Below are 24,349 nucleotides of genomic sequence, written 5' to 3' on the forward strand. Positions count from 1 at the left end.
TTTATTCCCACGACCGAAGCACCCGCGCAGGACGGGAGGACAGTGGGCGCCAAGCATAGATAAGCCCCGCCAAAACTGTGGCAACGACACCGCCCGATACGATCGCGACCGCGTTAAGGGCATCAAAGGCAAACCGTTCCTCCATGATAAAATGGGTCACCGCCCATCCCGCCAACCCGCCCGCCAGCACAGCAACAGCCCCCGCCGCCGCGCCAAGTACCGCAGACCGGATCGCGAAATTGGCTAGAATCTTTGCGCGTGTAGCCCCCAGTGTTTTGAGGACTGCCGCCTCATAGGTTCGCGCCCTCTCGCCAGCCGCCGCGGCCCCCATCAGCACCACGAACCCGGTCAGCAGTGTCGCCAACGCGCCATAGGTGATTGCGGCAGCCACCTGCCCCATGATCCCCGTCACTTGCGTGATCGCGTCCCGAACAGAGATCAGGGTGATATTTGGATAGGCCCGGCCAAGATCGCGCAGGATAGCCGCTTCGCCCGCCGCTTCAGAATAAATCGTCGCAATATAACTATGCGGCGCCCCTTCCAATGCCGAGGGATTCAATGTCATCACAAATCCCATCCCGGCTTGACTGAAGTCAACTTCGCGCAGGCTGGTAATTTCGCCGGTGAGGTCGCGCCCTAGAATATTGACAGTCAGGCTGTCGCCGATGCCGATCCCCATCTCTTCTGCCTCTTCCGCCGCGAAGCTTATCTGGGGCGTGCCTTGATAGTCTTCAGGCCACCACTCTCCTTCGACAACCGTGGTGCGGGTGGGCGTGGCGGAATAGGTCAGGCCGCGATCGCCGCGCACCACCCAATGACCGCCAGCGACTTCGCGTGCTGGGCGGTCGTTGATCTTGGTGATCACCCCACGCAGCATGGGGGCAGTGTCGATCCGACTGACCAAGGGGTCGTCGTCCAGCCGTGCTTTCACGCCGTCTATCTGATCGGGCTGAATGTCCACGACAAAGAAGCTTGGGGCCACGTCCGGAAGATCCCGCGCAATTACGCCCCGCAGATTGTTGTCAATCTGACCGACGGCAGCCAGCACCGACAAGCCAAGACCCAGTGAGAGAACCACCGCGCCTGCTTCACCTCCCGGCCCGCCAACAGCCCCAAGCGCCATCCTGAGCGTGGGCCAGCCACGCATCGCCTTGCGATGCCCAACCCATCGGGCCACCCAGCGCACCGCCAACCCAGTCAGAACCAGTGCAGCAAAGGCACCAGCCAGACCAATAAAGCTCCACATCGCCAGGCGCGGCATTCCCGAAAGGGCGGCGGCAGACCAGATCAACAGTGCCAGAATGGCCAGACACAAACCGATGAACAACAGGCGCGGCAGGCGGGCGCGGCCTAGTGCGGCATCCCGGAACAAGGCAGCGGCCTTCACGTCTTCAGTTCGCGCCAAGGGCCACAGGGTGAACAGAAGTGCAGCCAAAATGCCGTACAAAGCGGCCTCGGCCAGAGGGCGGGCGTAGATCGTGATCTCTGCAGTGATGGGCAACACTGCCGCGATGAAGGGGGCCAGCGCCAAAGGCACGATAGCGCCCAGAAACAGGCCAAGCGTCAGGCCAATCACTGTCAGAACACCAATTTGTAGGAAATATGTTAGAAAAATAGTCGATCTCGTCGCTCCTAAGGCCCGTAAGATCGCAATTGTGCGTGTTTTACCATCCAGATATGCGCGCACCGCCGCCGATATACCAACACCGCCTACCGCCAAACCAGCTAACCCGACCAGTACGAGGAACGCGCCTAACCGATCAACCAATCGTCGCATGCCCGGCGCGCCATTTCGGGCATCCTGCCAGCGCGCGCCGTTCGGTTCTAACGTCGGCATCGTGGCTGAATAGAGCGAGTTCAGGCTTTCCCCCTGAGCCAGACGCATCTTGTAATGACTGTTAAACAACGTGCCCTCGGTCAGCAAACCCGACCCTACCAGTGCGTCCCGCCGCACGATGGTGCGTGGGCCAAGACTGAAGCCACCGCTGGCATTGTCAGGTTCTGTGACGAGTTCGGCCGTCAAAACAAACTCGACATCACCCAACTGCAACGCATCCCCCAACGACAGGCCCAATCGATCGATCAAAAGGTCATCCATCACCGCACCCGGCAGTCCCCCCTGCCCATCCAACGCTGCGGACAAGGCAATCGGAGGGTCCAGTTCGACCGAACCAACTAGGGGATAGGCATCATCGACAGCCTTGATCTGGGTAAGACCCCGCTCGTCCCCCACAACCGCCATGGACCGGAAATCGGCGATCACGCTCATCGCGTCGCTTTCTGCAGCCAGCAGTGACAACTCTGCTTCATCTGCGAACCGATAGGTGAAAGACACCGATGCATCGCCGCCCAAAAGAACCGCCCCTTGCGAGGCCAACCCAGCCCGCAGTCCTTCGCGCACGCTGCCAACCCCGGCAATTGCCGCGACACCCAACACAAGGCAGGCCAAAAAGATGCGAAAACCGCGAGTGCCGCCGCGCATCTCGCGGCGGGCCAGACGCAACGCCATTTTCAGCGTTTGCATCATACGAGCACTCCGTCCTGTATCTGGATGATCCGATCACAGCGTTCGGCAAGCTCTGGCGCGTGGGTGACAAGGATCAGGGTGGCACCATGGCGGTCACGCAGCCCGAACAACAAGTCCATGATTGCCGCCCCGGTCTTGCCGTCCAGATTGCCAGTCGGTTCATCCGCCAACAGGATTTCGGGGCGTGGGGCTGCGGCTCGGGCCAGCGCCACACGCTGCTGTTCCCCTCCCGACATCTGACTTGGATAGTGATCCAGCCGATGCGACAAACCGACTGCGTTCAACTCTTCTGTCGCCCGCTCAAACGCATCCGGCGCGCCGGCCAGTTCCAAGGGGGTCGCCACGTTTTCCAGCGCGGTCATCGTCGGGATCAGGTGGAAAGATTGGAACACCACCCCCATATGATCCCTGCGGAACCGGGCAAGGTCGTCCTCGCCCATCACACTCAGGTTCTGTCCCAGAACGTTTACCCCGCCGCCGCTGGCTTGCTCCAACCCGCCCAGCACCATAAGGAGAGATGATTTGCCCGACCCCGACGGACCTGTCAGCCCCAATGTCTCGCCCGCCGCTACGGACATGTCTATGCCCTTGAGGATCTCGGTCCGCCCGGCATTATGGCCCAACGTAAGGCGGGCGTCGGTCAGGGTGATGATCGGCTCTGGCATAGGAAATCCTGCAAAGGGAATGAAAATATGATGTCAGGTGGATATGGGGTTTTGACCCGGTTTCTCAAGTGCTTGGCGACAATTGCGTTGCTGTCAGGTGCGGCGCGTGCGGAAGAAGTCACAATCCTTGCGCTGGGTGACAGCCTGACAGCCGGATACGGGTTGCCACAGCAGGACGGTTTCGTGCCCCAGCTTGAGACATGGCTGAATGACCACGGGGCAGATGTGACCGTCATAAACGGTGGTGTGTCTGGCGACACGACGGCGGGGGGCGCGTCGCGGCTGGGATGGGTTCTGACGGACAATATCGACGTGGTCATCGTGGCTTTGGGGGCCAACGACATGCTGCGTGGAATTGACCCGCAAGAAACTTATGACAATCTCGATACCATTCTGACGGACCTGTCGGCGCTCAGCTTGCCCAGTCTGCTGATCGGCATGCCCGGACCAGCCAACTTCGGGGCAGAATACAAAGCCCGGTTCGAACAGGTGTTCGAGCGTTTAGCGCAGGACCATGAGATTCCCCTGTATCCAAGTTTTCTGGCCGGTTTGACGGAGGCCGCAGGTTCCACAAACGGTGCGCTGCAATATTTGCAGTCGGACGGACTGCACCCAACCGCGCAAGGTGTATCCTTGATCGTTGACGCTTTGGGACCAGTGGTTCTGGACGTGCTGCCCTAGCTTTCAGTCACCACGCCAGCAACCGCCACAGCTGTGAACCGTTGCACAATGCACGAATCTGGCCACGCACCCTCACTTTCGGACAGGTTTTGACCCCAAAAACCTATCCCTAGTGACACCTATTCGTCATCCGCTCACTGTGCGAATGTTGCGCCCCAAAACCGGTCATGGCCACGATGGCCTCAAATTCCGAAGCGGAGCGCCGCTGTGACAATCCTGTTGGTAACAGAGGACCTAGCCATCCAACGCAGGTTCACATCTGTTTTAAAGCTGGGCAGTGACGCCCCATTGCATGTCTGCGCAACCCTGCAAGAGGCAGAATTGCTGTTGCCCGGAAACTCCGATCTTCGACTGCTGGCGGTGGATTTTGGAACTCCGGGCCTTGGTGGATTGAAAGCAATTACACGGATGATCAAGGCGCGAACCAATGCGCGGGTATTGCTTTTGATGCACACGCCGTCCTTGAGCATCGCACGTCAGGCGTTGCGCCTTGGCGTTACCGGTTGCATCCCGGCCCACCTGTCAAACTCCGATCTGAAGGCCGCTCTGACCCTTTCGAATGGGCGCAATCACTTGATTGTTTTGCCGCACGGAAGCATGACGAAATCCAGCAATGAAGGCCTGCTATCTCGGCGCGAAGAACAGATCTTGGCGCTTTTATGCGACGGTCAGCAGAACAAGGAAATCGCGCATACATTCGGCATTCAGGAAGTGACCGTGAAAATGCACATGCGGTCGGTGATCCGTAAGCTTGGCGCTCGCAACCGAACCCACGCTGCCATGATTGCACGCGATCGCGGGATGGTGTGAACCGTCCTTAATCCTCGGGGGGGGCATTGTCCCAACGGTCACTGAGAATACGATGGCTATCGCCGTCCGGGTCCTCATACTGCTCGCTTTTCAGAGTCCAGAAAAACGCAGCCAACCCAAGACCGCCCAGCAGAAGCGAGACAGGAATCAGATAGACCAGCACATTCATGGATCAGCCTTTCTTCAGCCGCAAAGCGTTCAAGGACACTGTCACGGATGACGTTGACATGGCAAGTGCAGCCGCCAACGGGGTCGCAAACCCGATCAATGCAATCGGGATCGCAATGGCGTTGTAACCGGCCGCAATGGCGAAGTTTTCTTTGATCCGACGCGTTGCAGCTTTGGACATGTCAATCGCGCTGGACAGCGGCTCCATCGACTTACCCAACAGAACGATATCTGACACCACGCGAGCCGCTTCTAACGCTGAGGCTGGCGAGATCGAGACATGCGCGGCAGCGAGCGCTGCGGTATCATTCAACCCGTCGCCCACCATCAGAACTTTCTTGCCTGCCTTGCCCAGGCGCGCGACATATTCGGCTTTGTCTTCGGGCAACGTATCCGCCTTCCATTCTGTGATGCCTACGCGACCAGCTATATCAGCCACAGCGGCGGGCACGTCACCGGAAATCAGCGTGATGCCCATCCCCTTGGCTTTCAGGGCGGTGATCGCCTTGGTCACGCCAGGTCGCAACGCGTCGGCAAACGTGAAGGCCACGTGAGACGCGCCCGAGACGGACAGATAGGTTGCAGTCTGTCCAACCGCGTTGGCACCCAGCCATTCCGCACGACCCAAACGAACGATCTTGCCCTGCCAGATACCTTCAACACCGCGGCCCGGAACTTCGTGCACTCCGGTTATTTCTGCGGGCTGTACTCCTGCCGCCCGCGCAGCCTGAACAAGCGATTGCGACAAGGGGTGGCTCGAGCCTTCCGCCAGCGCCAGCGCGATTTCCAGATCACGGGGTTTGTACTGTGTCAGATCGCCCATTGCAGGTTTACCCTCGGTCAACGTACCGGTTTTGTCGAAAACAACGTGATCAACCTCGGCCAATCGCTCCATAGCGGTGGCGGATTTCAACAACATGCCTTGCTTGAATAAACGCCCGGACGCAGCTGTAGTCACGGCAGGCACCGCAAGGCCCAACGCACAGGGGCAAGTGATGATCAGAGTCGCCACCGCGATATTCATCGCCATCCGCCAATCGCCGGAATACCAGAACCAGAACAAAAACGCAGCAAAAGCCAACAAATGAACCACCGGTGCATAGACCGCAGCGGCCTTGTCGGCGAGCGAAGTGTATCTGTTGCGCGCCGTTTCCGCGATTGCCACAAGATCAGCCATTCGGTGCAAGGAACTGTCGCGCCCTGCTGCCGTCACGCGCACGGTCAAAGGACCGGTCAGGTTCACTTCGCCTGCTGATACGATGGTCTCGGGCGCAGCAGCAACGGGCAGGCTTTCCCCAGTCAAAAGCGAGCGGTCCAATTCGCTTTCCCCGGTGACGACGATTCCGTCCACAGGCACACGAGCGCCCGGCACAACGCGAACGATGTCGCCGGGCGACAGGTCAGACACGGCCACTTGCTCATCCGCTTGGCCTTGGTTCACGCGGGCCGCGCGCGGCACTTCCAGGGCCGCCAGTTCTTCGGCGGCTGATCGCGCGACCGCACGGGTGCGATAATCCAGATAGCGCCCCGCCAACAGGAAAAAGGTTAAAGACAGGGCTGCATCAAAATATGCGTGCTCGCCGGAATGCATCGTTTCGTAAAGCGACATGCCCAGTGCCAGCAGAATCGCCAACGAAATCGGCACATCCATGTTCAGACGTCCTACTCGAAGGGCCGTCCAGGCCGACCGGAAGAAAACTTGACTGGAAAACCCGATGGTCGGAATGGCGATGGCCGCACTGATCCAGTGGAACAGATCGCGGGTGGCATCGGTGGCACCAGACCAGACCGCGACGCTTAACAGCATGACATTCATCATGGCAAAGCCCGCCACGCCCAGTCGCATCAGCAAATCCTTGCCCTGCTTGTCCGTCGCGGTCGACCTAAGCTGGCCGGGGTCAAGCTCATAGGCTTCGAAACCGATCCCGGTCAGGTAGTCTGCCAATGTCTGCGCTTCCATCCCCGGATCGACTTCCACGGTGGCGCGTTTCAACGTCAGGTTCACGCGTGCTGCCCGCACACCCGGTTGCGCGGCAAGCCCGCGTTCGACACCTGCGATACAGGCAGCACAATAGATCTGTGGCAGAGATAGCATGACGCGCTGCGCCTCCATCCCATTGCCGTGATACCCCTTGCCGGCCTGCGCTTCAGCAAGCGGGGCCGCGTCACAGGCAGGACAGGCAGAGATCGGCGTGGCCATGAATGCGTTCCTTGTCCGCTGTCAATCAGGCCTATTTGGCCGAAATAAAGATCGGGATACGACGCTGGAAATTAGTGCCGTCTTCCGCAACCACGTTCAGACGCAGGTTCCAGTTCCCCTCACCAATCGGGCCAACTCGCGCCAGATAGACACCGTTCGAGCCTTGATCGAAAGACGGTTCCTGATCCTCGTTCACATGGGTGGCACGCCCAAAAAGGCCGTAGATGGACTTGACGGTGACAGGTTCGCCCGCCTGGTCTTTGATGTTCAAGATCAGCATCTCGCCATCCACGTCCGCGGCCACATCCCAACCCAACGCATCTTGTGCGGCCTTTTGAACGTCAAATTGCTGGCTGGCGACATAGGAGTTCTTGGTTTCAAGCCCCGGAAACGTGCCGATGGCCGAATAGGCCATGAACAGGTTCACCCCGATGATTACGGCGAAGGCCGAGACCACGATTGCCAGAACATGCTTGCCGGTTAGTTCGAACTGTTTCTTATCTTGCGAACTGGCCATGGCCTAGCGCCCCCTGCCGTTGAATACCGTGTCCACGTGCACACGATCACCCGTGGTGCCATCGACGACCCAAAGGCGCAATTCGGTGCGCGCCGTGCGTGCGGCCTCGGACCCCGGAGGTGCGATGACATAGACCCTTTGTTTTGCCTCGGTGTCGGGCGGCGCAACCAAAACCAGTTCCTCGCTGCCTTCCAGCTCGATCACCATACCACTGCCATCGGGAAGCGAGAAGTAGTAGGGCCATTCTTCGCCATGCCGGTTGCGCACACCGACGTCATATGTGTTGCGGATCGCCCCGTCCGACAAAGTGACATAGGTCGGATTGCGGACCGGGCGCACCGTCACATCCACTTTCGGCCGCACAAACAAGGCGACCGTCAGGCCGACGCCGACGAGTGCCCAAAGCGACACATAAAGGATCGTGCGCGGGCGCAGCAGGTGCTTGATAACCGGAATTTTCTCGTTTCCGGCACGTTCATACGCTTCATCTTTCAGGGCCAGATAATCGATCAGGCCACGTGGCTTGCCCACTTTGTCCATCATCTCGTCGCACGCGTCGATACAAAGACCACAGGTGATACATTCCATTTGCTGCCCATCACGGATGTCGATGCCCATAGGGCAGACGTTCACGCAAGCATTGCAGTCGATGCAGTCGCCCAGATCGTCACGCGCCTTGCCCTTGCCGCGCGGCTCGCCGCGCCAATCGCGATAGGCGATCGTGATCGTGTCCTCATCCATCATCGCCGCCTGAATGCGCGGCCAGGGACAGGCATAGATGCAAATCTGTTCGCGCGCGATGCCTCCGAAAACAAACGTGGTCAGGGTCAACACCAGCACAGTGGAATAGGCCAGCGGATGCGCATTCCCGGTGACAAGATCGACCAGCAGGGTGGGCGCGTCTGCAAAATAGAACACCCACGCCCCACCAGTTGCGACCGCGATTATAATCCAAAGCGTGAACTTGATCAGGCGCTTGCGAATTTTTTCGGCGTTCCAGTTCTGACGGTGCAGACGCAGGCGGGCGTTTCGATCACCCTCGACCCAGCGTTCAACAAGAATAAACAGATCTGTCCAGACGGTCTGCGGGCAAGCATAGCCACACCAGACGCGCCCTGCGGCGGATGTGAAAAGGAACAACCCTAGCCCTGCCATGATCAAAAGACCCGCGATGAAATAAAACTCATGTGGCCAGATTTCGATCCAGAAGAAATAGAACCGACGATTGGCCATATCGACAAGAATGGCCTGATTGGGTAGATTGGGTCCCCGATCCCAGCGGATCCACGGCGCAAGGTAGTAGATGCCAAGTGTGATCCCCATGATCCACCATTTCAGGCTGCGAAACGTGCCCTTCACCCGCTTTGGGAAAATTGGCTCGCGCGGGGCGTACAGCTGTTCGGGGGCGTCAGACATGGACAGATTCCAATCCTGCTTTTCGGGTTGATCTTGGAACTAAGAATTATTCTACATTGCAGCTTTGATGTGGATCAAAGATTTTGGCGGAGCCGTCCAATGGATATGTGTTTAGTCATTGACTATTATCAAGTTTCCATAATGTCACAGCGCCATCCCGTCGCAGCCGGTCAATTGGCCGCACCCCTAAATCCCACAGATATTGCTCGTTGGCTTTGAAACGATCCCCAAGCATCAAAAAACCCGGCCGCTCTGAAGCAACCGGGGTTTTCTGTTAGGTGGCACCGACCCCGGAGAAACGCGCGAACAGGATCAGGGGTCGGTGCCGTTGACCGGGGAGTGAGGCCCCGGAACTTGCGGTTGACCGGTGGCTTATTCGCCGCCGCCCAACTGGTGAACATACGCGGATACCGCGTTGATCTGACTTTGACTCAGCTTGCCGCTCCAGGCCGGCATAACGCCGAACGGGCCAGTGGCCACGATCTCGGTGATGGCTTCTTCGCTGTCGCCATACAGCCAGATGGCATCGGTCAGGTTCGGTGCACCCTGGCTACGATCACCCGTGCCGTCTTCCATGTGACAAGAGGTACAATTGTCGGCAAACACGGTTTCTCCGTCAGCCGCCAGTGTCATATCAGCATCGGGCTTGGTGACCGGCGAAAGTGACATCACATAATTCACAACCTGTTCGATTTCTTCATCGCTCAGATAGTCATCACCAAAAGCAGGCATCTCGGAATATCGGGTGTCTTCATCATCTTCCGACCGAATACCGTGCAGAAGGGTCAACTGGATATCCTCTATGGTGCCACCCCAGAGCCAGTCGTTGTCCAAGAGGTTGGGATAGCCGACGTTGCCCGCAGCGCCCGATCCGTGACATTGCGAACAGAAGGTCGCGAACGTCGCACGACCGGACTGAATCGCATAGTTATGAAGATCGCCGCCCTTTTCCAGCGCGGTCAGGTCAGCGGATGCCAACTGGGCCTCCAGTTCACCGTTCATGGCAGTGAAACGGTCAATCTCGGCGGCCACTTCAGCGCGGGTCGAATATCCCAGATACCCAGCGGTGGCCCCTTTGATCAGCGGCCAAGCGGGATAGGCGATCGAATACCACACGCCCCAGATAATGGTCAGGTAGAAGACCCAGACCCACCAACGTGGCAGCGGATTATTGAACTCCTGAATACCGTCCCATTCGTGCCCGGTCGTCTCGACCTCTTTCTTTTCAACAGGTTTTTTACTCATTGCCGCAACTCCCTTTGAGCTGAGCTCCCGGATGTGTCCCGGTCACCGGCAGGTTTGTCTTCGTGGCGGAAGGGGATATTGGCCGTATCGTCATGAACCTTGCGGCTGCCGGGGCGAAACGCCCAGACAACAACGCCAAGGAAGAAAACGAACATGGCCAAAAGCACCCAGCTGTCAGCGATTTCTCGGAGCAGTGAATAGGTGTCCATCATCCCAGCTCCTTACCGGCTTGCGTCAGGTGTGAAAGTCGAGAAATCGACCAACGTGCCCAACATCTGCATGTAGGCGATCAAGGCGTCCATTTCCGAAACACCGGGCGCGCCATCGAAGTTGCGCACTTGCGCCTTCGGATAGCGTGCCAGAAGACCATCGTAGTCGCTATCCGGATCGGCCTGAGCCAACCAGTCGGCTTCAGCGTTTTCCATCTGCTCGTCGGTGTAAGGCACACCCACGATCTGATTGGCCTTCATCAGGTCTTCGATATATTTCGGCTCGATCAGGCGATCCGCCAGGAACGCATATTTCGGCATCACCGATTCCGGCACGACCGACTGCGGATCTTTCAGGTGATCCACATGCCATTCGTCTGAATACCGGCCACCGACGCGGGCAAGGTCAGGCCCTGTCCGTTTCGATCCCCACTGGAACGGGTGGTCATACTGACTTTCTGCCGCCAGCGAATAATGGCCGTAACGCTCAACCTCGTCGCGCATCGGGCGGATCATCTGGCTGTGACAGACATAGCAGCCTTCGCGCACATAGATGTTCCGGCCCTCAAGCTCCAGCGGGGAATAGGGGCGCATGCCTTCCACATCCTCGATCGTATTTTCGAGATAGAAGAGCGGTGCGATCTCTACGATACCACCCACGGTGACAACCAGAAGGCTACCGACCAGAAGAAGCGTTGCGTTCTTTTCCAGAACAACGTGTTTGTCGAGAATTCCCATTGGTCCTTCCCTCCTTATTCTGCCGGAGCCGTTTGGGCGTCATGGGCAGATTCTGCTGCCGGCGAACGCTTTACGGTCATCCAAAGGTTGTAGCACATGATCAGGGCACCCGTGAGGAACAGAACCCCACCCATGCCGCGCACCACATACATCGGGAATTTGGCGGCAACGGTGTCGGCGAACGAGTTCACCAAGAAGCCTTGTGCGTCAACTTCACGCCACATCAGGCCTTCCATGATACCGGTCACCCACATCGACGCGGCGTAAAGAACGATGCCGATGGTAGCGAGCCAGAAGTGCCAGCTGACCAGTTTCAGGCTGTAAAGACCGGCGCGGTTCCACAGTTTGGGGACCAGGAAGTACAGCATCCCGAAGGTGATCATCCCGTTCCAGCCCAGCGCACCCGAGTGCACGTGACCAATGGTCCAGTCCGTGTAATGCGACAGCGAGTTCACGGCGCGGATCGACATCATCGGACCCTCAAAAGTCGACATGCCATAGAAGCCGATGGACACAACCATCATCCGAATGACCGGATCGGTACGAAGTTTGTCCCATGCACCCGACAAGGTCATCAGTCCGTTAATCATGCCGCCCCAGCTGGGCATCCACAGGATGACCGAGAACACCATGCCCAACGTGCCTGCCCAGTCTGGCAGAGCGGTATAATGCAGGTGGTGCGGACCAGCCCAGATATACAAGAATATCAGCGCCCAGAAGTGGATGATCGACAGCTTATAGCTGAACACGGGACGTTCTGCTTGTTTTGGCACGAAGTAGTACATCATACCAAGGAAACCAGCGGTCAGAAAGAAGCCCACGGCGTTGTGACCATACCACCACTGCGTCATCGCATCCTGCACACCAGCGAATAGCTGAACCGATTTCGACCCAAAGATCGACACCGGCATGGCCAGATTGTTCACCACATGTAGCATTGCAATGGTGATGATGAAGGACAGATAGAACCAGTTGGCCACATAGATATGTGGCTCTTTCCGCTTCATCAGCGTGCCCATGAAGACCAGCAGGTAAGCCACCCAGACGATGGTCAGCCATAGGTCAGTGTACCACTCGGGTTCTGCATACTCTTTCGACTGCGTTGCACCCAGCAAATAGCCAGTAGCCGCCAGAAGGATCACGATCTGGTATCCCCAGAACACGAACCATGCCAGATTTCCACCCCAAAGGCGGGCGCCCGACGTGCGCTGGACGACATAGAAGGAAGATGTGATTAGGGCGGTACCACCGAACGCGAAGATCACCGCAGACGTGTGCAGTGGGCGCAGACGGCCGAAGTTCAGATACCCTTCTGCCCAACCGAAATTCAGACTTGGGAACGCAAGCTGGAACGCGATGAACGTCCCAACCAGAAAGCCAACCGCGCCCCAAAAGGCGGTCAAGGCGACGCCTACGCGCACGGGGCCATCCATATAACCGGTTTCTATGACCTTCTCTTCACCCACACGACGGAGTGAAAAGACAAACAGGCCAGCCGCGATCAGCACTACCAGAATTGCGTGAATCTGATAGGCGATGTCGCGGGCATAACTTGCAGCAATCGCGGCCATCACTGCGATGAGGCCGTAGATCGCCAATTTGAGGTAATCCCACATTTTGCGTCCCTTCGTCTTATGTCATACACCCCCCTCCCACGACCGGATGAGGGCACTATTCGACTTGTGTGGGTTTGGACCTATCCCTTCAAGCCTGCTTTGATCCATATCAAAAACTGTCGCAGGTGTCCGAATATCCCTGATTGACCCATGTCAATGCGTCGCACGCGCGACGAAGGCACCCTGTTAGTCAGGCCAAATCGGAGGGCAAACTGATGAACTACCGCACCGTTACCACAATCGTCACCGACACCACACATAGCAAAGGATCACTTGCGGCCGCAAAGGCGGTTGCCAATCAGTATGATGCCCATCTTGAAATCCTCTGCCTTGGAGTCGACCGAACACAGCAGGGTTTCTACTACGCCGGGGCCTCGGCAATGGTCGTTCAGGACAACTTGGCGCAAGCGCGCGAAGTCGCCATTGAGCTTGAGGCCTTTGCCCGACAGTCGGTGACCGCCCACGCCTTGCCTTGGTCAAGTGAAGCACTGACCGCGCAAATGGTTGCGTTGAATGGAGCCATCGCGCATCGAACACGATTTTCCGATCTTGTCGTCTTGCCGCGCCCGTATGGCGAGGGTCGTGGCCACGACGCTGAAGCGATCGTCGAGGCAGCATTGTTTGACGGCAATGTGCCTGTACTGGTGATGCCCGACGGCGCGGAATTTCCGCAAACTGTCGGCAATGTCGTTGTGGCCTGGAACGAAAGCCCCGAGGCCTTGCGGGCGGTGCGTCAGGCATTGCCGTTCCTGCGCCAGGCGGATTCGGTTTCGATTGCTATTATCGACCCACCACAGCATGGACCAGAGCGGTCCGATCCCGGCGGGGCGCTCAGCCAGTTGCTAGCGCGTCATGGCGTGCGGGCCGAGGTCTGCGTGTTGGCCAAAACCATGCCACGCATCTCGGACATCCTGAACAGACATGCGCGCGACAAAGATGCGGATCTAATCGTTATGGGAGCCTATGGACATTCACGGTTCCGCGAATCGATCCTTGGCGGCGCGACACGTCACATGCTGGAAGTGGCTGAATTGCCCATCTTGCTTGCCCACTGACAAGGGCGAAAAAACAAGGTGTGCCGGTGTCGGCACCCTTGATGTTTACAAGGAGTTCTTCGTGAAGCGCTTCAGGTGATCGGAGCACCATCTATATCGTCACCCGTCTCGGCGATCAGTGCCTCAAGATCAGGGATGTTGACGCGGCGCTTGCCCTGAAGTTCAATCACCCCGGATTTTTTCAGCGCAGAAACCTGACGGCTGACGGTCTCCAGCGTCAAGCCAAGATAGTCCGCCATCGATTCGCGCGTCAGTGGCAATTCAAAACTCATCCCGTCGCGCGGCAGCTTCATATGCAGCGAAGCATCCCTTCGCGCCAGAATAGTCAATAGGCTGGCGATCTTCTCGCGTGCGTTTTTGCGCCCCAGAACCAGCATCCATTCGCGTGCGCTGTCCAGTTCGTCCAACGTCATCTGCAACAATCGCTTACCGATAGCCGGAGTTTTTTCCATCATGTCTTCGAACGGTTTCTTGCGGAAACAGCACAACGTCAGATCCGTGATAGCCACGACATCAAAAGGAGCCGCATCCCGACCCGGCCGCCCTATAAAATCAGACGGAAGCAACAGGCCGACCATCTGCGTTCGCCCATCCTCCATAGTTTGGCTGAGTGTCGCAATGCCGCTGACCACACTGGATACAAATTCCATCGGGTCACCGGACCAGATCACCGGCTGACCGGCTTCAAAGGTGCGGTAGTACTTGATCGCATCAAGTTGTTCCAACTCATCAGGCTCGCACCGTGCGCACACGGCTCGGTGGCGAATTGGGCAGCTGCCACAATCACGGGTGTTAAAGCGGAGTTCATTCATTATTTTTTTAACAAGAGATGTTTCTTGTTTGATCCTGATCAAAGTTGAGCGCGCGTTTGTCAGCCAAACCTATGCGAATGCAGACCAATTCGCAACTCAAACGCCTCGGTCTTTTTGACGCGCGCGTGCCCCGCTACACCAGCTATCCGACCGCCCCGCATTTCAAGGCTGGAACCGGTGCTAAAACCCTGTCTGACTGGATCAGCGCCATCCCTGCGCATGACGCAGTATCGCTATACGTGCATATTCCGTTCTGCCGCCGACTGTGTTGGTTCTGCGCCTGCCGCACCCAAGGCACAACCACCGCCGAACCTGTCGCGGCATATGTGAACAGCCTGAAACAAGAGCTTGCAACGATCAAAGATCTGCTCGCCGACGGGATCAAACTGGAGCATCTTCATTGGGGCGGCGGCACGCCCACCCTGTTGCAGCCCGAAATGATCACGGATCTGACCGAAGCGATTCTGGCGACATCGCCGCTTGCGCCGGATGCTCAGTTCTCGGTTGAGATCGACCCGTCGGAAATCGACGATGCGCGACTGGATGCGCTGGCGGAAGCCGGGATGAACCGCGCGTCCATAGGCGTGCAGGATTTCGATCCGATGATTCAGGAAGTCATTGGTCGCCCGCAAAGCTATGAAATCACCAAACAGGCGGTGGACGGTCTGCGTGCACGGGGGATCAACAGCCTGAACATGGATATCCTTTATGGTCTGCCGCACCAGAACACGGCGCGGATCACCGACTCGGTGGAAAAACTGATCAGCCTTGGTCCTGACCGCGTGGCGCTATTTGGCTATGCCCATGTTCCATGGGTCGCGCGTCGTCAAACCCTGATCCCAACCGAAGCGCTGCCCTCTGCCGAAGAACGGCTTGAGCTTTACAACACCGCCCGCGATCTGTTTATCGCGGCCGGGTATGACGAGATTGGTATCGACCATTTCGCCCTGCCCTCGGACGGTCTGGCAAAGGCTCACAAGGCCGGAACCATGAAACGGAACTTCCAAGGCTATACTGAAGACGTGTCAAAAGTGATGATCGGTGTGGGTGCCAGCTCAATCGCGCGTTATCCGCAAGGCTATGCACAGAACGAGCCGGCAACGTCGAAATATCAAGCCGCCGTGCGGGATGGACGCTTGGCTGGTGCAAAGGGCCACATCTTTACCGAAGATGATCTTGCCCGCGGTCGCGTCATCGAAGAACTGCTGTGCTATTTCCGTGTCGATTTTGCCAAACTGGCAGAGGAGTTTGCGCGCCCGTTCGAAGACTTCCTTTCGATGGCCGAAGGGCTTGAACAAGCGATGCCGGGCACGACAGATCTTGACGGCACGGTGCTGACCATTCGGTCCGAGGCACGCCCCGTCGCTCGCATGATCGCGCGGCACTTCGATGACTACGAAATGAATGAAAGCGGGCATAGCCAAGCGGTTTGATCCCGCCTGCGCTAGCGGTCCTTGCGCAGCATGCGATTGCGGTATCCCGCCTCGGTGGCGATGTCGTCCAGAACTTGTGCCAACGTCAGATCGTGATCAAACTTGCCATTTTGCAAGAATTCCGTGACCTGCGCGATCACCAATGGGTTCACCATCATGAATGTGTGGGTTACGGGTAGAACGATATGGTCGTTCATGCCGCTGATGCGCGTGTTCTCCACGGATACTTTGCCGTCGTCCTCGCCCTCGATCACTGCCGAGTAGATCGGGTTGAGAGACCGGTTGCCGGCAATCACACCCAGCTCGAAAGCTGCATAGCCTGTACGGTTTGGCACCGAATCCTCGCCGGTTCCGAGTTGCAGACCGGCCGGTCCGTTCAACCATTCAAACGGTTCAAGGTCTCCGAACGCATCGACCAGTTGCGACCCTTGATTGGGCGGAGCCATCATCACGACGCGCCCCATATCGGCGGGTCGATTGTCCTGCAACCAGACGCGCACAAGGATGCCACCCATCGAGTGGGTCACAAAATGTATTTTCTGATCACCGCAAGCCTTTAACGCGGGTGGTATCGCGGCTTCGACCAACTCGCCGATCTTGGCCGTCGTCGAAGGATAGCCAAGGTTGACGACATCATAGCCAGAGGCGCGCAGACTTTCTTCCATAACCCACAAGGATGACGGCGACCGCGCAAGCCCGTGCAGAAGCACCACACAGTCCGCACGGACGGGCGCTGCAAGAGCAGTGACAAAACCAAGGGCAAGGGTCAGCATTCTGAACATGTCGAATAGATACGCATCCCGCCCACCGGTTGCGAGAGGCGGCTTGTCACAGGGCAATGGATAAGCAAATCTTGGCGCATGTCGATTTCTTTCAAAACGCCCCGATTGGCCGTGCGTGGTCTGATACTGCATAACAACCACCTGTTGATGGTGAACGCCTACCCCGATGGCCAGTCAGATCTGTTATGCCTGCCCGGTGGCGGGGTCGAATCCGGGGCAAGTCTGCCGGATAATCTGAGACGTGAAGTGCACGAAGAAACCGGCCTGACCATTTCGGTAGGCGCCACTGCTCTGGTGAACGAGTTTCATGACCCGGACACTGGTTTTCACCAGGTAGAGATTGTCTTTCGGTGTCAGCTGCAAAGCGGGCGGCTTGATTCCGCGTGGCTCGACCCGGAAGCCATCGTGACCGATCGGCGCTGGGTCAGTCGGGATCAGATCACCGGGTTGCATTTTCGCCCACTGTCCCTGCCATATCTGGCATGGGGCAATGTTCAGACGGTACCCTCCTACGACGCACTTGAGGCGATCGTCAGATAGTCAAGAACAGCCATGTACTTAGCGCACAACCCTGTTGGCAGCTATGTCCTGACGCTGGGATTCTGACAGCCCGGACCACACCATCTCGTAAAGCTCTGTGCCTGAAGGAACATCATGTCCCACATAAGTGAATGGTCGCGCACTGCCCATGCCAAGCATCGTTCCATCCGTACCAACGGGATACTGATCGAAAACGATCCAGTCACGGGACGTGGTCTCAATCCTGTTGCCTTGAAAATCCGACGCAATCAGTTCAAACCCGGTGGGCATGTAGTTTTCGTCATATCCCGTTGCAACAAGCGTTGCGGCCACGGTTCCATCGCGGACAATCTGCGCGAACGAACCTACCGCGCCACCCAATCGCGTCGCTGTTTCTTGCACAGGGTTTGCAACGAATTGATTGTCTCCGACATAAACGAGCATTGTGCTTCCCACCTTTGCCGGAAGAAGATAGATTGATGGGCCAGTCGCATCGAACCGAACGGTGCCTTCAATCCCGGATTGAGTATAACGTTCCAGCACGACAACAGAGATTTCGTAGTTTTCGGTTTCAGCTCGCGCGACCACGAAACTGCCATCGGCTGCCCATGCTGCTACGTCGAAGTTTCCCAGTTGGTTCGGCCAAAACCCGCTGACCAGTTCACGGTTCGACAGATCCCAAACCAAAAGACGTCCTCCGGCGACTGCAGCCAAGTGCGTTCCATCGGGTGAAAATCCGACAATCCACCCTGGTTGACCGCCACCATCCAACGGGAGATGAGCTTTGCCATCTTTGGTGTCGAACAAAAGCGCCTGACCTTCGTCCATCGCCCAAATTGCCACCAGGTTGCCATCGGGCGAAAACGCAGGTGGTAGTCCCGGCCCGTAAACCATGCTCATCGGCACGTCCCATGTCACCAGTTCGGCAATCAGTTCGTTGTTGCGGGGATCAAACAGAGCATAGGGGGCCGCATGTTGTGTCCCGTCCTGTGGGCCATTGGCAGGGCCCGCGACAGCTCGATCGCCCTTCGAATTGACGGCGTAATGCTGGAACCCAGATCGGTCAGCCCGCGTGATACGCGCAGCGACGGCGCGCAACAAAGCGCCATAGGCCTCTGGGAAATTCTCTAGATCGGCAGCGGTTGGTTTGTCGGGAAATGCGCGCAAAGCCAACGCTATGGCTCGGTCGCGGTTGCCTGCCATGGTTGCTTCAATGGACAGTTGCGCCAGCTCCAAGCTCTTCTCATGTTGCGCCCAGCCTTGGCCCGACAGCGCCAAAACAAAGCAAAAGGTCGTGACGATACCCCGTGTTGCAGAATTGAACATGCATGCCTCCATGACAAACCATTGACCTGCAAACATAGCACAGGCGGGTTCAACGTTCACCCGAACGCTCGTAAAGCCCCGCTTACCAGCGAGGCCTTCTTATTCGGGCGGTAGTCATTTTGTTGCGGTTACATCTTGCTAGCGCACTTCGGTGTAGAAGCCTGGCGCAAACCAACGAATGATCAAAGCCCCGGCCCCTGTGACTGCAACTGCCAATGTAGCGATCCAGCCGACGAACGGGATCATGGCCAAAATCGTGATTGCCACAGCACCCACAAGCGCCGCAATTGCGCGTTCACTCAGAGTTTCCGGAAGCGGACGGTTGGTTGCGCCCAAGATCCCGACGCCAAGGATATAGGTGCCGATCACATATCCTGCGAAGCCAAGAAGCACCGCTAGCACGACCGAAACCGGGATTAACAAGATTCCGAAGCCCGTCATGGCAAACAGGAACAACGATCCGGCCAACGCCGAAATTGCCAGAAAACCCATCCAAAGCGCACGGGCGGGTGTTTCCAGCGTCCTCAGTCGCAACGCCAACAGGAAGGTCGGCGCAAGGGCTGCAATCAACGCAACCATGGCCGTCAACACCAGAATCGCAGTAATCTTGCCGCCGAGCCACGCGCCCCAACCAGAGCCCGAGCGATCAAGCGTGGCACCCCCTTCAGCGTTGGCGCTGGAATCGAAGTCGTCCACGCTATGCCGCTTGATCCGGTCTTCGGGAACGACGCTTTCAGGAATTTCAATGCCGTTTGGGTCATCAGCATACAGATACAGCGTACCATCAATTCGGGCCGCATCACCAAAGCTGATGTTGTCAACTGAAAGACTGGCGTCACCGGCAATCACCCCGGTTAAAAGGATGTTTTCCGCAGCCACCAAGGCGCTATCACCAACGGCACCGTTAATTTCAATCCGCTGGGCCGCAGCACGAAGGTCGCCACCCACGTCATCATTAACCAATACCGTGTCGCCCATCAGATGCGCATCACCACCAACGCCCCCCGAGACATTGACGTTCATCCCCGCGGCATAAAGGCTGTTGCCCACGGGGCCAGAGATTGACACCGAACGGCCACCGGCATGGGCGCTGCCCTCAATCGGCGCGGATACAACCACCGTGTTGCCCGCAATGAACACATCATCCACCGCTTCGCCTGTCAGAGTTACGTTATCCCCGGCCATATAGGCGTCATTGCCGAAGCGATAAACCTCTTGCGCGGTGGCTGGCGCCGCCAGAAGGGTGACGAAAAGAAGGATGAATGATCGAAGCATGGCAGTCCCCGCCAAATGGTTATGTTACACCCATTAACATATAGAGTGCTTCAACCTTTTGTAAGGGGTCAGCGTGAAATTTCCATCCCAAAGAAAAAAGGGCGCCCGAAACGAGCGCCCTATTATCAATCTGGTCTGGCTCTCGGCAGATTGGCCTCACGGCCAATCGCCTGTCGCATCTGAATTTCCTTAAGGAAATTCAGATTACATCATGCCGCCCATGCCGCCCATGTCGGGCATGCCGCCGCCGCCTTGGCCTTCTTTTTGCGGCTTATCGGCCACCATGGCTTCAGTGGTGATCAACAGACCTGCTACAGAACCAGCGTCTTCCAACGCGGTGCGGGTCACTTTGGCCGGGTCAATGACGCCAAACTTGAACATGTCACCATATTCTTCGGTCTGAGCATTGAAGCCAAAGGTCACATCGTCGCTTTCGCGCACTTTGCCAGCAACCACGGCACCGTCAACACCAGCGTTCTCGGCGATCTGACGCAGCGGAGCTTCCAATGCGCGCAAAACGATGCTGATGCCGGCGTCTTGATCGGCGTTCTCGCCTTTCAGGCCTTTCAGTGTCTTGCCAGCCTGAACCAGAGCAACACCACCACCAACGATTACGCCTTCTTGCACGGCCGCACGGGTCGCGTTCAGGGCATCGTCAACGCGGTCTTTGCGCTCTTTAACTTCAACTTCAGTCATGCCACCGACGCGGATCACAGCAACACCGCCTGCCAACTTGGCAACACGCTCTTGCAGCTTCTCACGGTCGTAGTCCGACGTGGTTTCTTCAGCTTGGGTGCGGATCTGAGCGACGCGCGCTGCGATCTCGGCCTTCTCGCCAGCACCGTCAACGATGGTGGTCTCGTCCTTGGTGATCTGGATTTTCTTGGCCGAACCCAGCATGTCCATGGTCACGCTTTCAAGCTTCATGCCCAGATCTTCCGAGATCACTTGACCACCGGTCAGGATCGCGATGTCTTGCAGCATCGCTTTGCGGCGATCACCAAAGCCCGGTGCCTTAACGGCAGCGATTTTCAGGCCGCCACGCAGCTTGTTGACCACCAGAGTTGCAAGCGCTTCGCCTTCAACATCTTCTGCGATGATCAGCAGCGGCTTTTGCGACTGGATCACCGATTCCAACAACGGCACCATCGGCTGAAGCGACGACAGTTTCTTTTCGTGCAGCAGAACAAGGCAATCGTCCAGCTCGGCGATCATCTTGTCGGGGTTGGTCACGAAATAGGGCGACAGGTAGCCACGATCAAACTGCATACCTTCAACAACGGTCGTTTCGGTTTCGAGGCCTTTGTTTTCCTCAACCGTGATCACACCTTCGTTGCCGACTTTCTGCATCGCGTCTGCGATCTGACGGCCGATTTCTGACTCGCCGTTGGCCGAAATGGTGCCAACCTGCGCAACTTCGTCAGAATCTTTCACTTCGCGGGCCATCTCTCTCAGGCTTGCGACCACTTTTGCAACAGCGGCATCGATACCACGTTTCAGGTCCATCGGGTTCAGGCCAGCAGCAACCTGTTTCAGACCTTCGCGAACAATCGCCTGTGTCAGAACGGTGGCTGTGGTGGTGCCGTCGCCGGCTTCATCATTGGTGCGGCTGGCGACTTCTTTCACCATTTGCGCACCCATATTTTCGAACTTGTCTTCCAGTTCGATTTCTTTTGCGACCGTCACACCGTCTTTGGTGATGCGGGGGGCGCCGAACGACTTGTCCAGAACCACGTTGCGGCCTTTCGGGCCGAGCGTGACTTTGACAGCGTCAGCGAGGATATTGACGCCGCGCAACATTGCATTGCGGGCATCGGTGTCGAACTTTACGTCCTTAGCAGCCATTTAGCTTACTCCTGGAAATACGTGTAAATCGGTCAGACGATCAGGCAATGATGCCCATGATGTCGGATTCTTTCATGATCAGCAGCTCTTCACCGTCGATGGTGACTTCGGTGCCGGACCATTTGCCGAAAAGGATTTTGTCGCCTTCTTTGACGTCCATGGCGATACGATCACCGTCGTCGTCTTTAGCGCCAGCACCAACAGAAACAACCAGACCTTCAGCCGGTTTTTCTTTGGCGCTTTCCGGAATGATCAGGCCGCCTGCTGTTTTCTCGTCGCTTTCGACGCGGCGGACCAACACACGGTCATGCAGTGGTGTAAATGCCATTTGCTGAGACTCCCTAAGCTCAGTTTCAGTTCTCTTAGCACTCACCGGATGCGAGTGCTAACGGCGCAGAGTTAGGGAGTCATCTTCAGGCTGTCAAGCGATCGGATCAGAAATTTTGCCCCCATCGCGCGGACCGTCAACAAGGGCAACCGATTGATCCGCTTCAATTGGCCTGGTCCTCTAGCAAATGCTCATACCGGGCGTCTGTCAGCGTCTTCATAAACGCGACCAACGCATCAATACGCTTGTCATCCAGCGCGGGACCATGGATCAGCTCTGTCACTGCCAAGTTCTGAGGGATTTCCGGCATCGCCCAAGGTTTGTTCGTTTCTGGGTTGATCTGTCGATCTTTGTCCAGCGTGTTGTATTTGTTGTAAAACAGGACGACGGTCCGCAAGTCCTTGAAAACGCCGTTATGCATGTACGGGCCGGTTACAGCGACATTGCGCAAAGTTGGCACTTTATAACGACCACCCGCATCGGCGCTGTCGATGGCGGGATTGGCCAACAGGCCAAGATCCGGCCCTTCAGCTCCATTTGCGGCCCGTACCGCAACATTCACGGGTGTGCCAATATTGTGGTATTCGTAGTTGGTGAAAGTTTCATCCTCTGCAATAGACGATGTTCGCAGCTGATGGCACAGATTGCAGTTGGTGAATTGCTCGGAAAAGAACAACACGCGGCCCAGTTCTTCTTGGTCCGACAGCTTGACCTCACCACGCAGAAAACGGTCATACTTGCTATCGAATGGAGAGAACAGGTCGGTGCTTTCAAACGCCGCGATGGCCTGAGTCATTGCGACATAAGCAGCAGCGTCATCATCCCAAATCGCATCGCCGAAAAGCGTCTTGAATGCAGCCACGTAGTCCGCATTTTCAGACAGTCGCGCGACTACCGACGCCTCGTCGGGCATTCCCATCTCGATTGGGTTCAGGGGCGGCCCACCTGCCTGACCTGCCAATCCCGCAGCGCGCCCGTCCCAAAACATACCCCCGCGCCATGCCTTCTTTTCCAACTGTTCGAACTCGGGCGTAAACTTCGCATAAGCCGCAGTCGGGGCCGTGCGGTCGCCAAGGCTTTCGCCGTCATCACCCAAAGACACTGCCCGGCCTGCTTCCGTTTCTCGCGGATCGACAAATCCGGACTCCGGATCATGGCAGGTTGCGCAAGATTGCGTTCGGTTTTTTGATAGGTTTACGTCGAAAAACAACGCCTCTCCCAACTCCTCAAGACTGTCGAACGCTGCAACCGGCGATGCCAGCCCGATCATAAGAACCAAGGTGGGTATCACGCGCATGGCAAAGCTCCTGATCATTCCGACACGCTCATAATCCAGAATCGAAGGGAAGGAAATTGATCCTGATCAAAAAAGTCAGATTAATCTTTAAAAGCCGCAAGACCTTCTGCAGTCAACCCATACACGCCACGTTCCACCCGCTTGAACCAGCCATAATGATTGATCGCCATCATACGCGTGGCATTTGCGACCCCCGTTGCCTTTGCAAGTGCCGCGCCTTTCATCGGACCCTCTTTCACCAAGCAAGCCGCCAGCTTCTCGGCATCTTGCCGATAGGCTGTCACCAGCTTCCCATTTGTACCGCCTGTGTTTGGATCGCCTTCACGTCGCGCAAACTCGGACAAAAGACGGGCAGACTTCACCTTGGATTTGCGTGGCTGGAATGGGGTGGGGTCGGCATGGACCTGCACCAGTCCGTCTTTCAATCGCACCGACAAAACACCTAGCCCAAGCCGCCGGCACAATCCCAGATTACCTTTGAACGCCCGCCATCCTGGCCTGCCTGTCCAGCGTGGAACGGCGACATAGACCAGATCGGTGACCGCCTGCCGCGCAACGGCCTGCTGCAGCAATGTCAGTGAAAAGCCGGCTTTGAGTTCAACAATCACTGGCTCGTCGCCACCCCGCATCGCCACAACATCCGCTGGGCCAACTTCGGATTTCACCTCATACCCCAGACCTTCAAGCCAGGATTTCACGGGGGCATAAAGCTCAGTCTCGGCGGGTTTTGACATGGCGTCTTTCTAACGTCAGCGATGCGCAAGCGCCAAGGGATTTACGAAATCCCATTCCCCGACTATCATTACGATAGCAAGAGGAGTGCCCTGCCAGTGATCAAGTAAGCCAATCACTTCAGATACCCCATCGCGGGTCGGTTTACATTCA

23 protein-coding genes are annotated in these 24,349 nt (G+C 57.2%); 5 read left to right on the forward strand and 18 right to left on the reverse strand.

Annotated features, from left to right (window positions below):
• Position 1: 1 nt before the first annotated feature.
• Both MWU51_RS10495 and MWU51_RS10500 read right to left on the reverse strand, forming a co-directional pair.
• Positions 2-2,527, reverse strand: a complete 2,526-nt coding sequence (locus MWU51_RS10495) for an FtsX-like permease family protein (RefSeq protein ID WP_247037019.1) — start codon at positions 2,525-2,527, stop codon at positions 2-4.
• Complete coding sequence (locus MWU51_RS10500; protein WP_247037021.1) at positions 2,524-3,192, reverse strand: ATP-binding cassette domain-containing protein; 669 nt, start codon at positions 3,190-3,192, stop codon at positions 2,524-2,526. The genes MWU51_RS10495 and MWU51_RS10500 overlap by 4 nt, the downstream gene beginning before the upstream one ends.
• A gap of 27 nt (positions 3,193-3,219) precedes the next feature.
• On the opposite strand from MWU51_RS10500, the gene MWU51_RS10505 reads away from it, so the two are divergent.
• Positions 3,220-3,873, forward strand: a complete 654-nt coding sequence (locus MWU51_RS10505) for an arylesterase (protein WP_247037023.1) — start codon at positions 3,220-3,222, stop codon at positions 3,871-3,873.
• A 207-nt stretch (positions 3,874-4,080) separates the two neighbouring features.
• Entirely contained in the window at positions 4,081-4,683 is a 603-nt protein-coding gene (locus MWU51_RS10510; protein WP_247037026.1) for a response regulator transcription factor, read from the forward strand.
• 7 nt (positions 4,684-4,690) lie between these two features.
• Here the strand turns inward: MWU51_RS10510 and ccoS are convergent, their stop codons facing one another.
• The 8 genes from ccoS to ccoN all read right to left on the reverse strand — a co-directional run bounded on the left by ccoS (position 4,691) and on the right by ccoN (position 12,792).
• Entirely contained in the window at positions 4,691-4,852 is a 162-nt protein-coding gene (gene ccoS / locus MWU51_RS10515; RefSeq protein ID WP_247037027.1) for a cbb3-type cytochrome oxidase assembly protein CcoS, read from the reverse strand.
• A gap of 3 nt (positions 4,853-4,855) precedes the next feature.
• The gene (locus tag MWU51_RS10520; RefSeq protein ID WP_247037028.1) at positions 4,856-7,051 is read right to left on the reverse strand and encodes a heavy metal translocating P-type ATPase; all 2,196 of its coding nucleotides are present in this window, start codon (positions 7,049-7,051) and stop codon (positions 4,856-4,858) included.
• Between the two features lie 31 nt (positions 7,052-7,082).
• A complete protein-coding gene (locus tag MWU51_RS10525; RefSeq protein WP_247037029.1) occupies positions 7,083-7,568 on the reverse strand; it encodes a FixH family protein in 486 nt (161 codons plus the stop codon).
• A gap of 3 nt (positions 7,569-7,571) precedes the next feature.
• Positions 7,572-8,984 (reverse strand): cytochrome c oxidase accessory protein CcoG, encoded by a 1,413-nt coding sequence (gene ccoG / locus MWU51_RS10530; protein ID WP_247037030.1) that lies wholly within the window; start codon positions 8,982-8,984, stop codon positions 7,572-7,574.
• Between the two features lie 372 nt (positions 8,985-9,356).
• On the reverse strand, positions 9,357-10,229 hold the full coding sequence (gene ccoP, locus MWU51_RS10535) for a cytochrome-c oxidase, cbb3-type subunit III (RefSeq protein ID WP_247037031.1): 873 nt from the start codon (positions 10,227-10,229) through the stop codon (positions 9,357-9,359).
• The gene (locus tag MWU51_RS10540; RefSeq protein ID WP_247038810.1) at positions 10,226-10,438 is read right to left on the reverse strand and encodes a cbb3-type cytochrome c oxidase subunit 3; all 213 of its coding nucleotides are present in this window, start codon (positions 10,436-10,438) and stop codon (positions 10,226-10,228) included. The genes ccoP and MWU51_RS10540 overlap by 4 nt, the downstream gene beginning before the upstream one ends.
• A 12-nt stretch (positions 10,439-10,450) precedes the next feature.
• Complete coding sequence (gene ccoO, locus MWU51_RS10545; protein ID WP_247037032.1) at positions 10,451-11,176, reverse strand: cytochrome-c oxidase, cbb3-type subunit II; 726 nt, start codon at positions 11,174-11,176, stop codon at positions 10,451-10,453.
• Positions 11,177-11,190: 14 nt separating this feature from the next.
• Positions 11,191-12,792, reverse strand: a complete 1,602-nt coding sequence (gene ccoN, locus MWU51_RS10550) for a cytochrome-c oxidase, cbb3-type subunit I (protein ID WP_247037035.1) — start codon at positions 12,790-12,792, stop codon at positions 11,191-11,193.
• 215 nt (positions 12,793-13,007) lie between these two features.
• Here ccoN and MWU51_RS10555 point away from each other — a divergent pair, with 215 nt between their 5' ends.
• Positions 13,008-13,847 carry a universal stress protein gene (locus tag MWU51_RS10555; protein WP_247037037.1) on the forward strand — a complete coding sequence of 280 codons (840 nt, stop codon included), beginning with the start codon at positions 13,008-13,010 and terminating at the stop codon, positions 13,845-13,847.
• 71 nt (positions 13,848-13,918) lie between these two features.
• Here the strand turns inward: MWU51_RS10555 and MWU51_RS10560 are convergent, their stop codons facing one another.
• Positions 13,919-14,659, reverse strand: coding sequence for a transcriptional regulator FnrL (locus MWU51_RS10560; protein WP_247037039.1), 741 nt, complete (start codon positions 14,657-14,659; stop codon positions 13,919-13,921).
• A 77-nt stretch (positions 14,660-14,736) separates the two neighbouring features.
• Between MWU51_RS10560 and hemN the strand changes: the two genes are divergently transcribed.
• Positions 14,737-16,092 (forward strand): oxygen-independent coproporphyrinogen III oxidase, encoded by a 1,356-nt coding sequence (gene hemN / locus MWU51_RS10565; protein WP_247038812.1) that lies wholly within the window; start codon positions 14,737-14,739, stop codon positions 16,090-16,092.
• 11 nt (positions 16,093-16,103) lie between these two features.
• Here the strand turns inward: hemN and MWU51_RS10570 are convergent, their stop codons facing one another.
• Positions 16,104-16,865: an alpha/beta fold hydrolase gene (locus MWU51_RS10570; RefSeq protein ID WP_247038814.1), complete on the reverse strand. Its 762-nt coding sequence runs from the start codon at positions 16,863-16,865 to the stop codon at positions 16,104-16,106.
• An 87-nt stretch (positions 16,866-16,952) separates the two neighbouring features.
• Between MWU51_RS10570 and MWU51_RS10575 the strand changes: the two genes are divergently transcribed.
• A complete protein-coding gene (locus MWU51_RS10575) occupies positions 16,953-17,414 on the forward strand; it encodes an NUDIX hydrolase (protein ID WP_247037041.1) in 462 nt (153 codons plus the stop codon).
• An 18-nt stretch (positions 17,415-17,432) separates the two neighbouring features.
• On the opposite strand, the gene MWU51_RS10580 is transcribed toward MWU51_RS10575, so the two are convergent.
• The 6 genes from MWU51_RS10580 to MWU51_RS10605 all read right to left on the reverse strand — a co-directional run bounded on the left by MWU51_RS10580 (position 17,433) and on the right by MWU51_RS10605 (position 24,198).
• Positions 17,433-18,719 (reverse strand): hypothetical protein, encoded by a 1,287-nt coding sequence (locus tag MWU51_RS10580; RefSeq protein ID WP_247037043.1) that lies wholly within the window; start codon positions 18,717-18,719, stop codon positions 17,433-17,435.
• Between the two features lie 138 nt (positions 18,720-18,857).
• Entirely contained in the window at positions 18,858-19,994 is a 1,137-nt protein-coding gene (locus MWU51_RS10585) for a hypothetical protein (RefSeq protein ID WP_247037045.1), read from the reverse strand.
• Positions 19,995-20,198: 204 nt separating this feature from the next.
• Positions 20,199-21,839, reverse strand: coding sequence for a chaperonin GroEL (gene groL / locus MWU51_RS10590; RefSeq protein WP_247037047.1), 1,641 nt, complete (start codon positions 21,837-21,839; stop codon positions 20,199-20,201).
• Positions 21,840-21,879: 40 nt separating this feature from the next.
• A complete protein-coding gene (locus tag MWU51_RS10595) occupies positions 21,880-22,167 on the reverse strand; it encodes a co-chaperone GroES (protein WP_247037049.1) in 288 nt (95 codons plus the stop codon).
• Positions 22,168-22,330: 163 nt separating this feature from the next.
• Complete coding sequence (locus MWU51_RS10600; RefSeq protein WP_247037051.1) at positions 22,331-23,464, reverse strand: cytochrome c peroxidase; 1,134 nt, start codon at positions 23,462-23,464, stop codon at positions 22,331-22,333.
• Between the two features lie 80 nt (positions 23,465-23,544).
• On the reverse strand, positions 23,545-24,198 hold the full coding sequence (locus MWU51_RS10605) for a DUF2161 family putative PD-(D/E)XK-type phosphodiesterase (protein ID WP_247037053.1): 654 nt from the start codon (positions 24,196-24,198) through the stop codon (positions 23,545-23,547).
• Between the last annotated feature and the right edge of the window lie 151 nt (positions 24,199-24,349).

This window comes from Aliiroseovarius sp. F47248L (assembly GCF_023016085.1).
Lineage (GTDB): Bacteria > Pseudomonadota > Alphaproteobacteria > Rhodobacterales > Rhodobacteraceae > Aliiroseovarius.

Coding starts and splice junctions, on each gene's coding strand:
- MWU51_RS10495 (WP_247037019.1), bottom strand. CDS start 2,527: ATGATGCAAACGCTGAAAATGGCGTTGCGTCTGGCCCGCCGCGAGATG.
- MWU51_RS10500 (WP_247037021.1), bottom strand. CDS start 3,192: ATGCCAGAGCCGATCATCACCCTGACCGACGCCCGCCTTACGTTGGGC.
- MWU51_RS10505 (WP_247037023.1), top strand. CDS start 3,220: ATGATGTCAGGTGGATATGGGGTTTTGACCCGGTTTCTCAAGTGCTTG.
- ccoS (WP_247037027.1), bottom strand. CDS start 4,852: ATGAATGTGCTGGTCTATCTGATTCCTGTCTCGCTTCTGCTGGGCGGT.
- MWU51_RS10520 (WP_247037028.1), bottom strand. CDS start 7,051: ATGGCCACGCCGATCTCTGCCTGTCCTGCCTGTGACGCGGCCCCGCTT.
- MWU51_RS10525 (WP_247037029.1), bottom strand. CDS start 7,568: ATGGCCAGTTCGCAAGATAAGAAACAGTTCGAACTAACCGGCAAGCAT.
- ccoG (WP_247037030.1), bottom strand. CDS start 8,984: ATGTCTGACGCCCCCGAACAGCTGTACGCCCCGCGCGAGCCAATTTTC.
- ccoP (WP_247037031.1), bottom strand. CDS start 10,229: ATGAGTAAAAAACCTGTTGAAAAGAAAGAGGTCGAGACGACCGGGCAC.
- MWU51_RS10540 (WP_247038810.1), bottom strand. CDS start 10,438: ATGGACACCTATTCACTGCTCCGAGAAATCGCTGACAGCTGGGTGCTT.
- ccoO (WP_247037032.1), bottom strand. CDS start 11,176: ATGGGAATTCTCGACAAACACGTTGTTCTGGAAAAGAACGCAACGCTT.
- ccoN (WP_247037035.1), bottom strand. CDS start 12,792: ATGTGGGATTACCTCAAATTGGCGATCTACGGCCTCATCGCAGTGATG.
- MWU51_RS10555 (WP_247037037.1), top strand. CDS start 13,008: ATGAACTACCGCACCGTTACCACAATCGTCACCGACACCACACATAGC.
- MWU51_RS10560 (WP_247037039.1), bottom strand. CDS start 14,659: ATGAATGAACTCCGCTTTAACACCCGTGATTGTGGCAGCTGCCCAATT.
- hemN (WP_247038812.1), top strand. CDS start 14,737: ATGCAGACCAATTCGCAACTCAAACGCCTCGGTCTTTTTGACGCGCGC.
- MWU51_RS10570 (WP_247038814.1), bottom strand. CDS start 16,865: ATGCTGACCCTTGCCCTTGGTTTTGTCACTGCTCTTGCAGCGCCCGTC.
- MWU51_RS10575 (WP_247037041.1), top strand. CDS start 16,953: ATGTCGATTTCTTTCAAAACGCCCCGATTGGCCGTGCGTGGTCTGATA.
- MWU51_RS10580 (WP_247037043.1), bottom strand. CDS start 18,719: ATGTTCAATTCTGCAACACGGGGTATCGTCACGACCTTTTGCTTTGTT.
- MWU51_RS10585 (WP_247037045.1), bottom strand. CDS start 19,994: ATGCTTCGATCATTCATCCTTCTTTTCGTCACCCTTCTGGCGGCGCCA.
- groL (WP_247037047.1), bottom strand. CDS start 21,839: ATGGCTGCTAAGGACGTAAAGTTCGACACCGATGCCCGCAATGCAATG.
- MWU51_RS10595 (WP_247037049.1), bottom strand. CDS start 22,167: ATGGCATTTACACCACTGCATGACCGTGTGTTGGTCCGCCGCGTCGAA.
- MWU51_RS10600 (WP_247037051.1), bottom strand. CDS start 23,464: ATGCGCGTGATACCCACCTTGGTTCTTATGATCGGGCTGGCATCGCCG.
- MWU51_RS10605 (WP_247037053.1), bottom strand. CDS start 24,198: ATGTCAAAACCCGCCGAGACTGAGCTTTATGCCCCCGTGAAATCCTGG.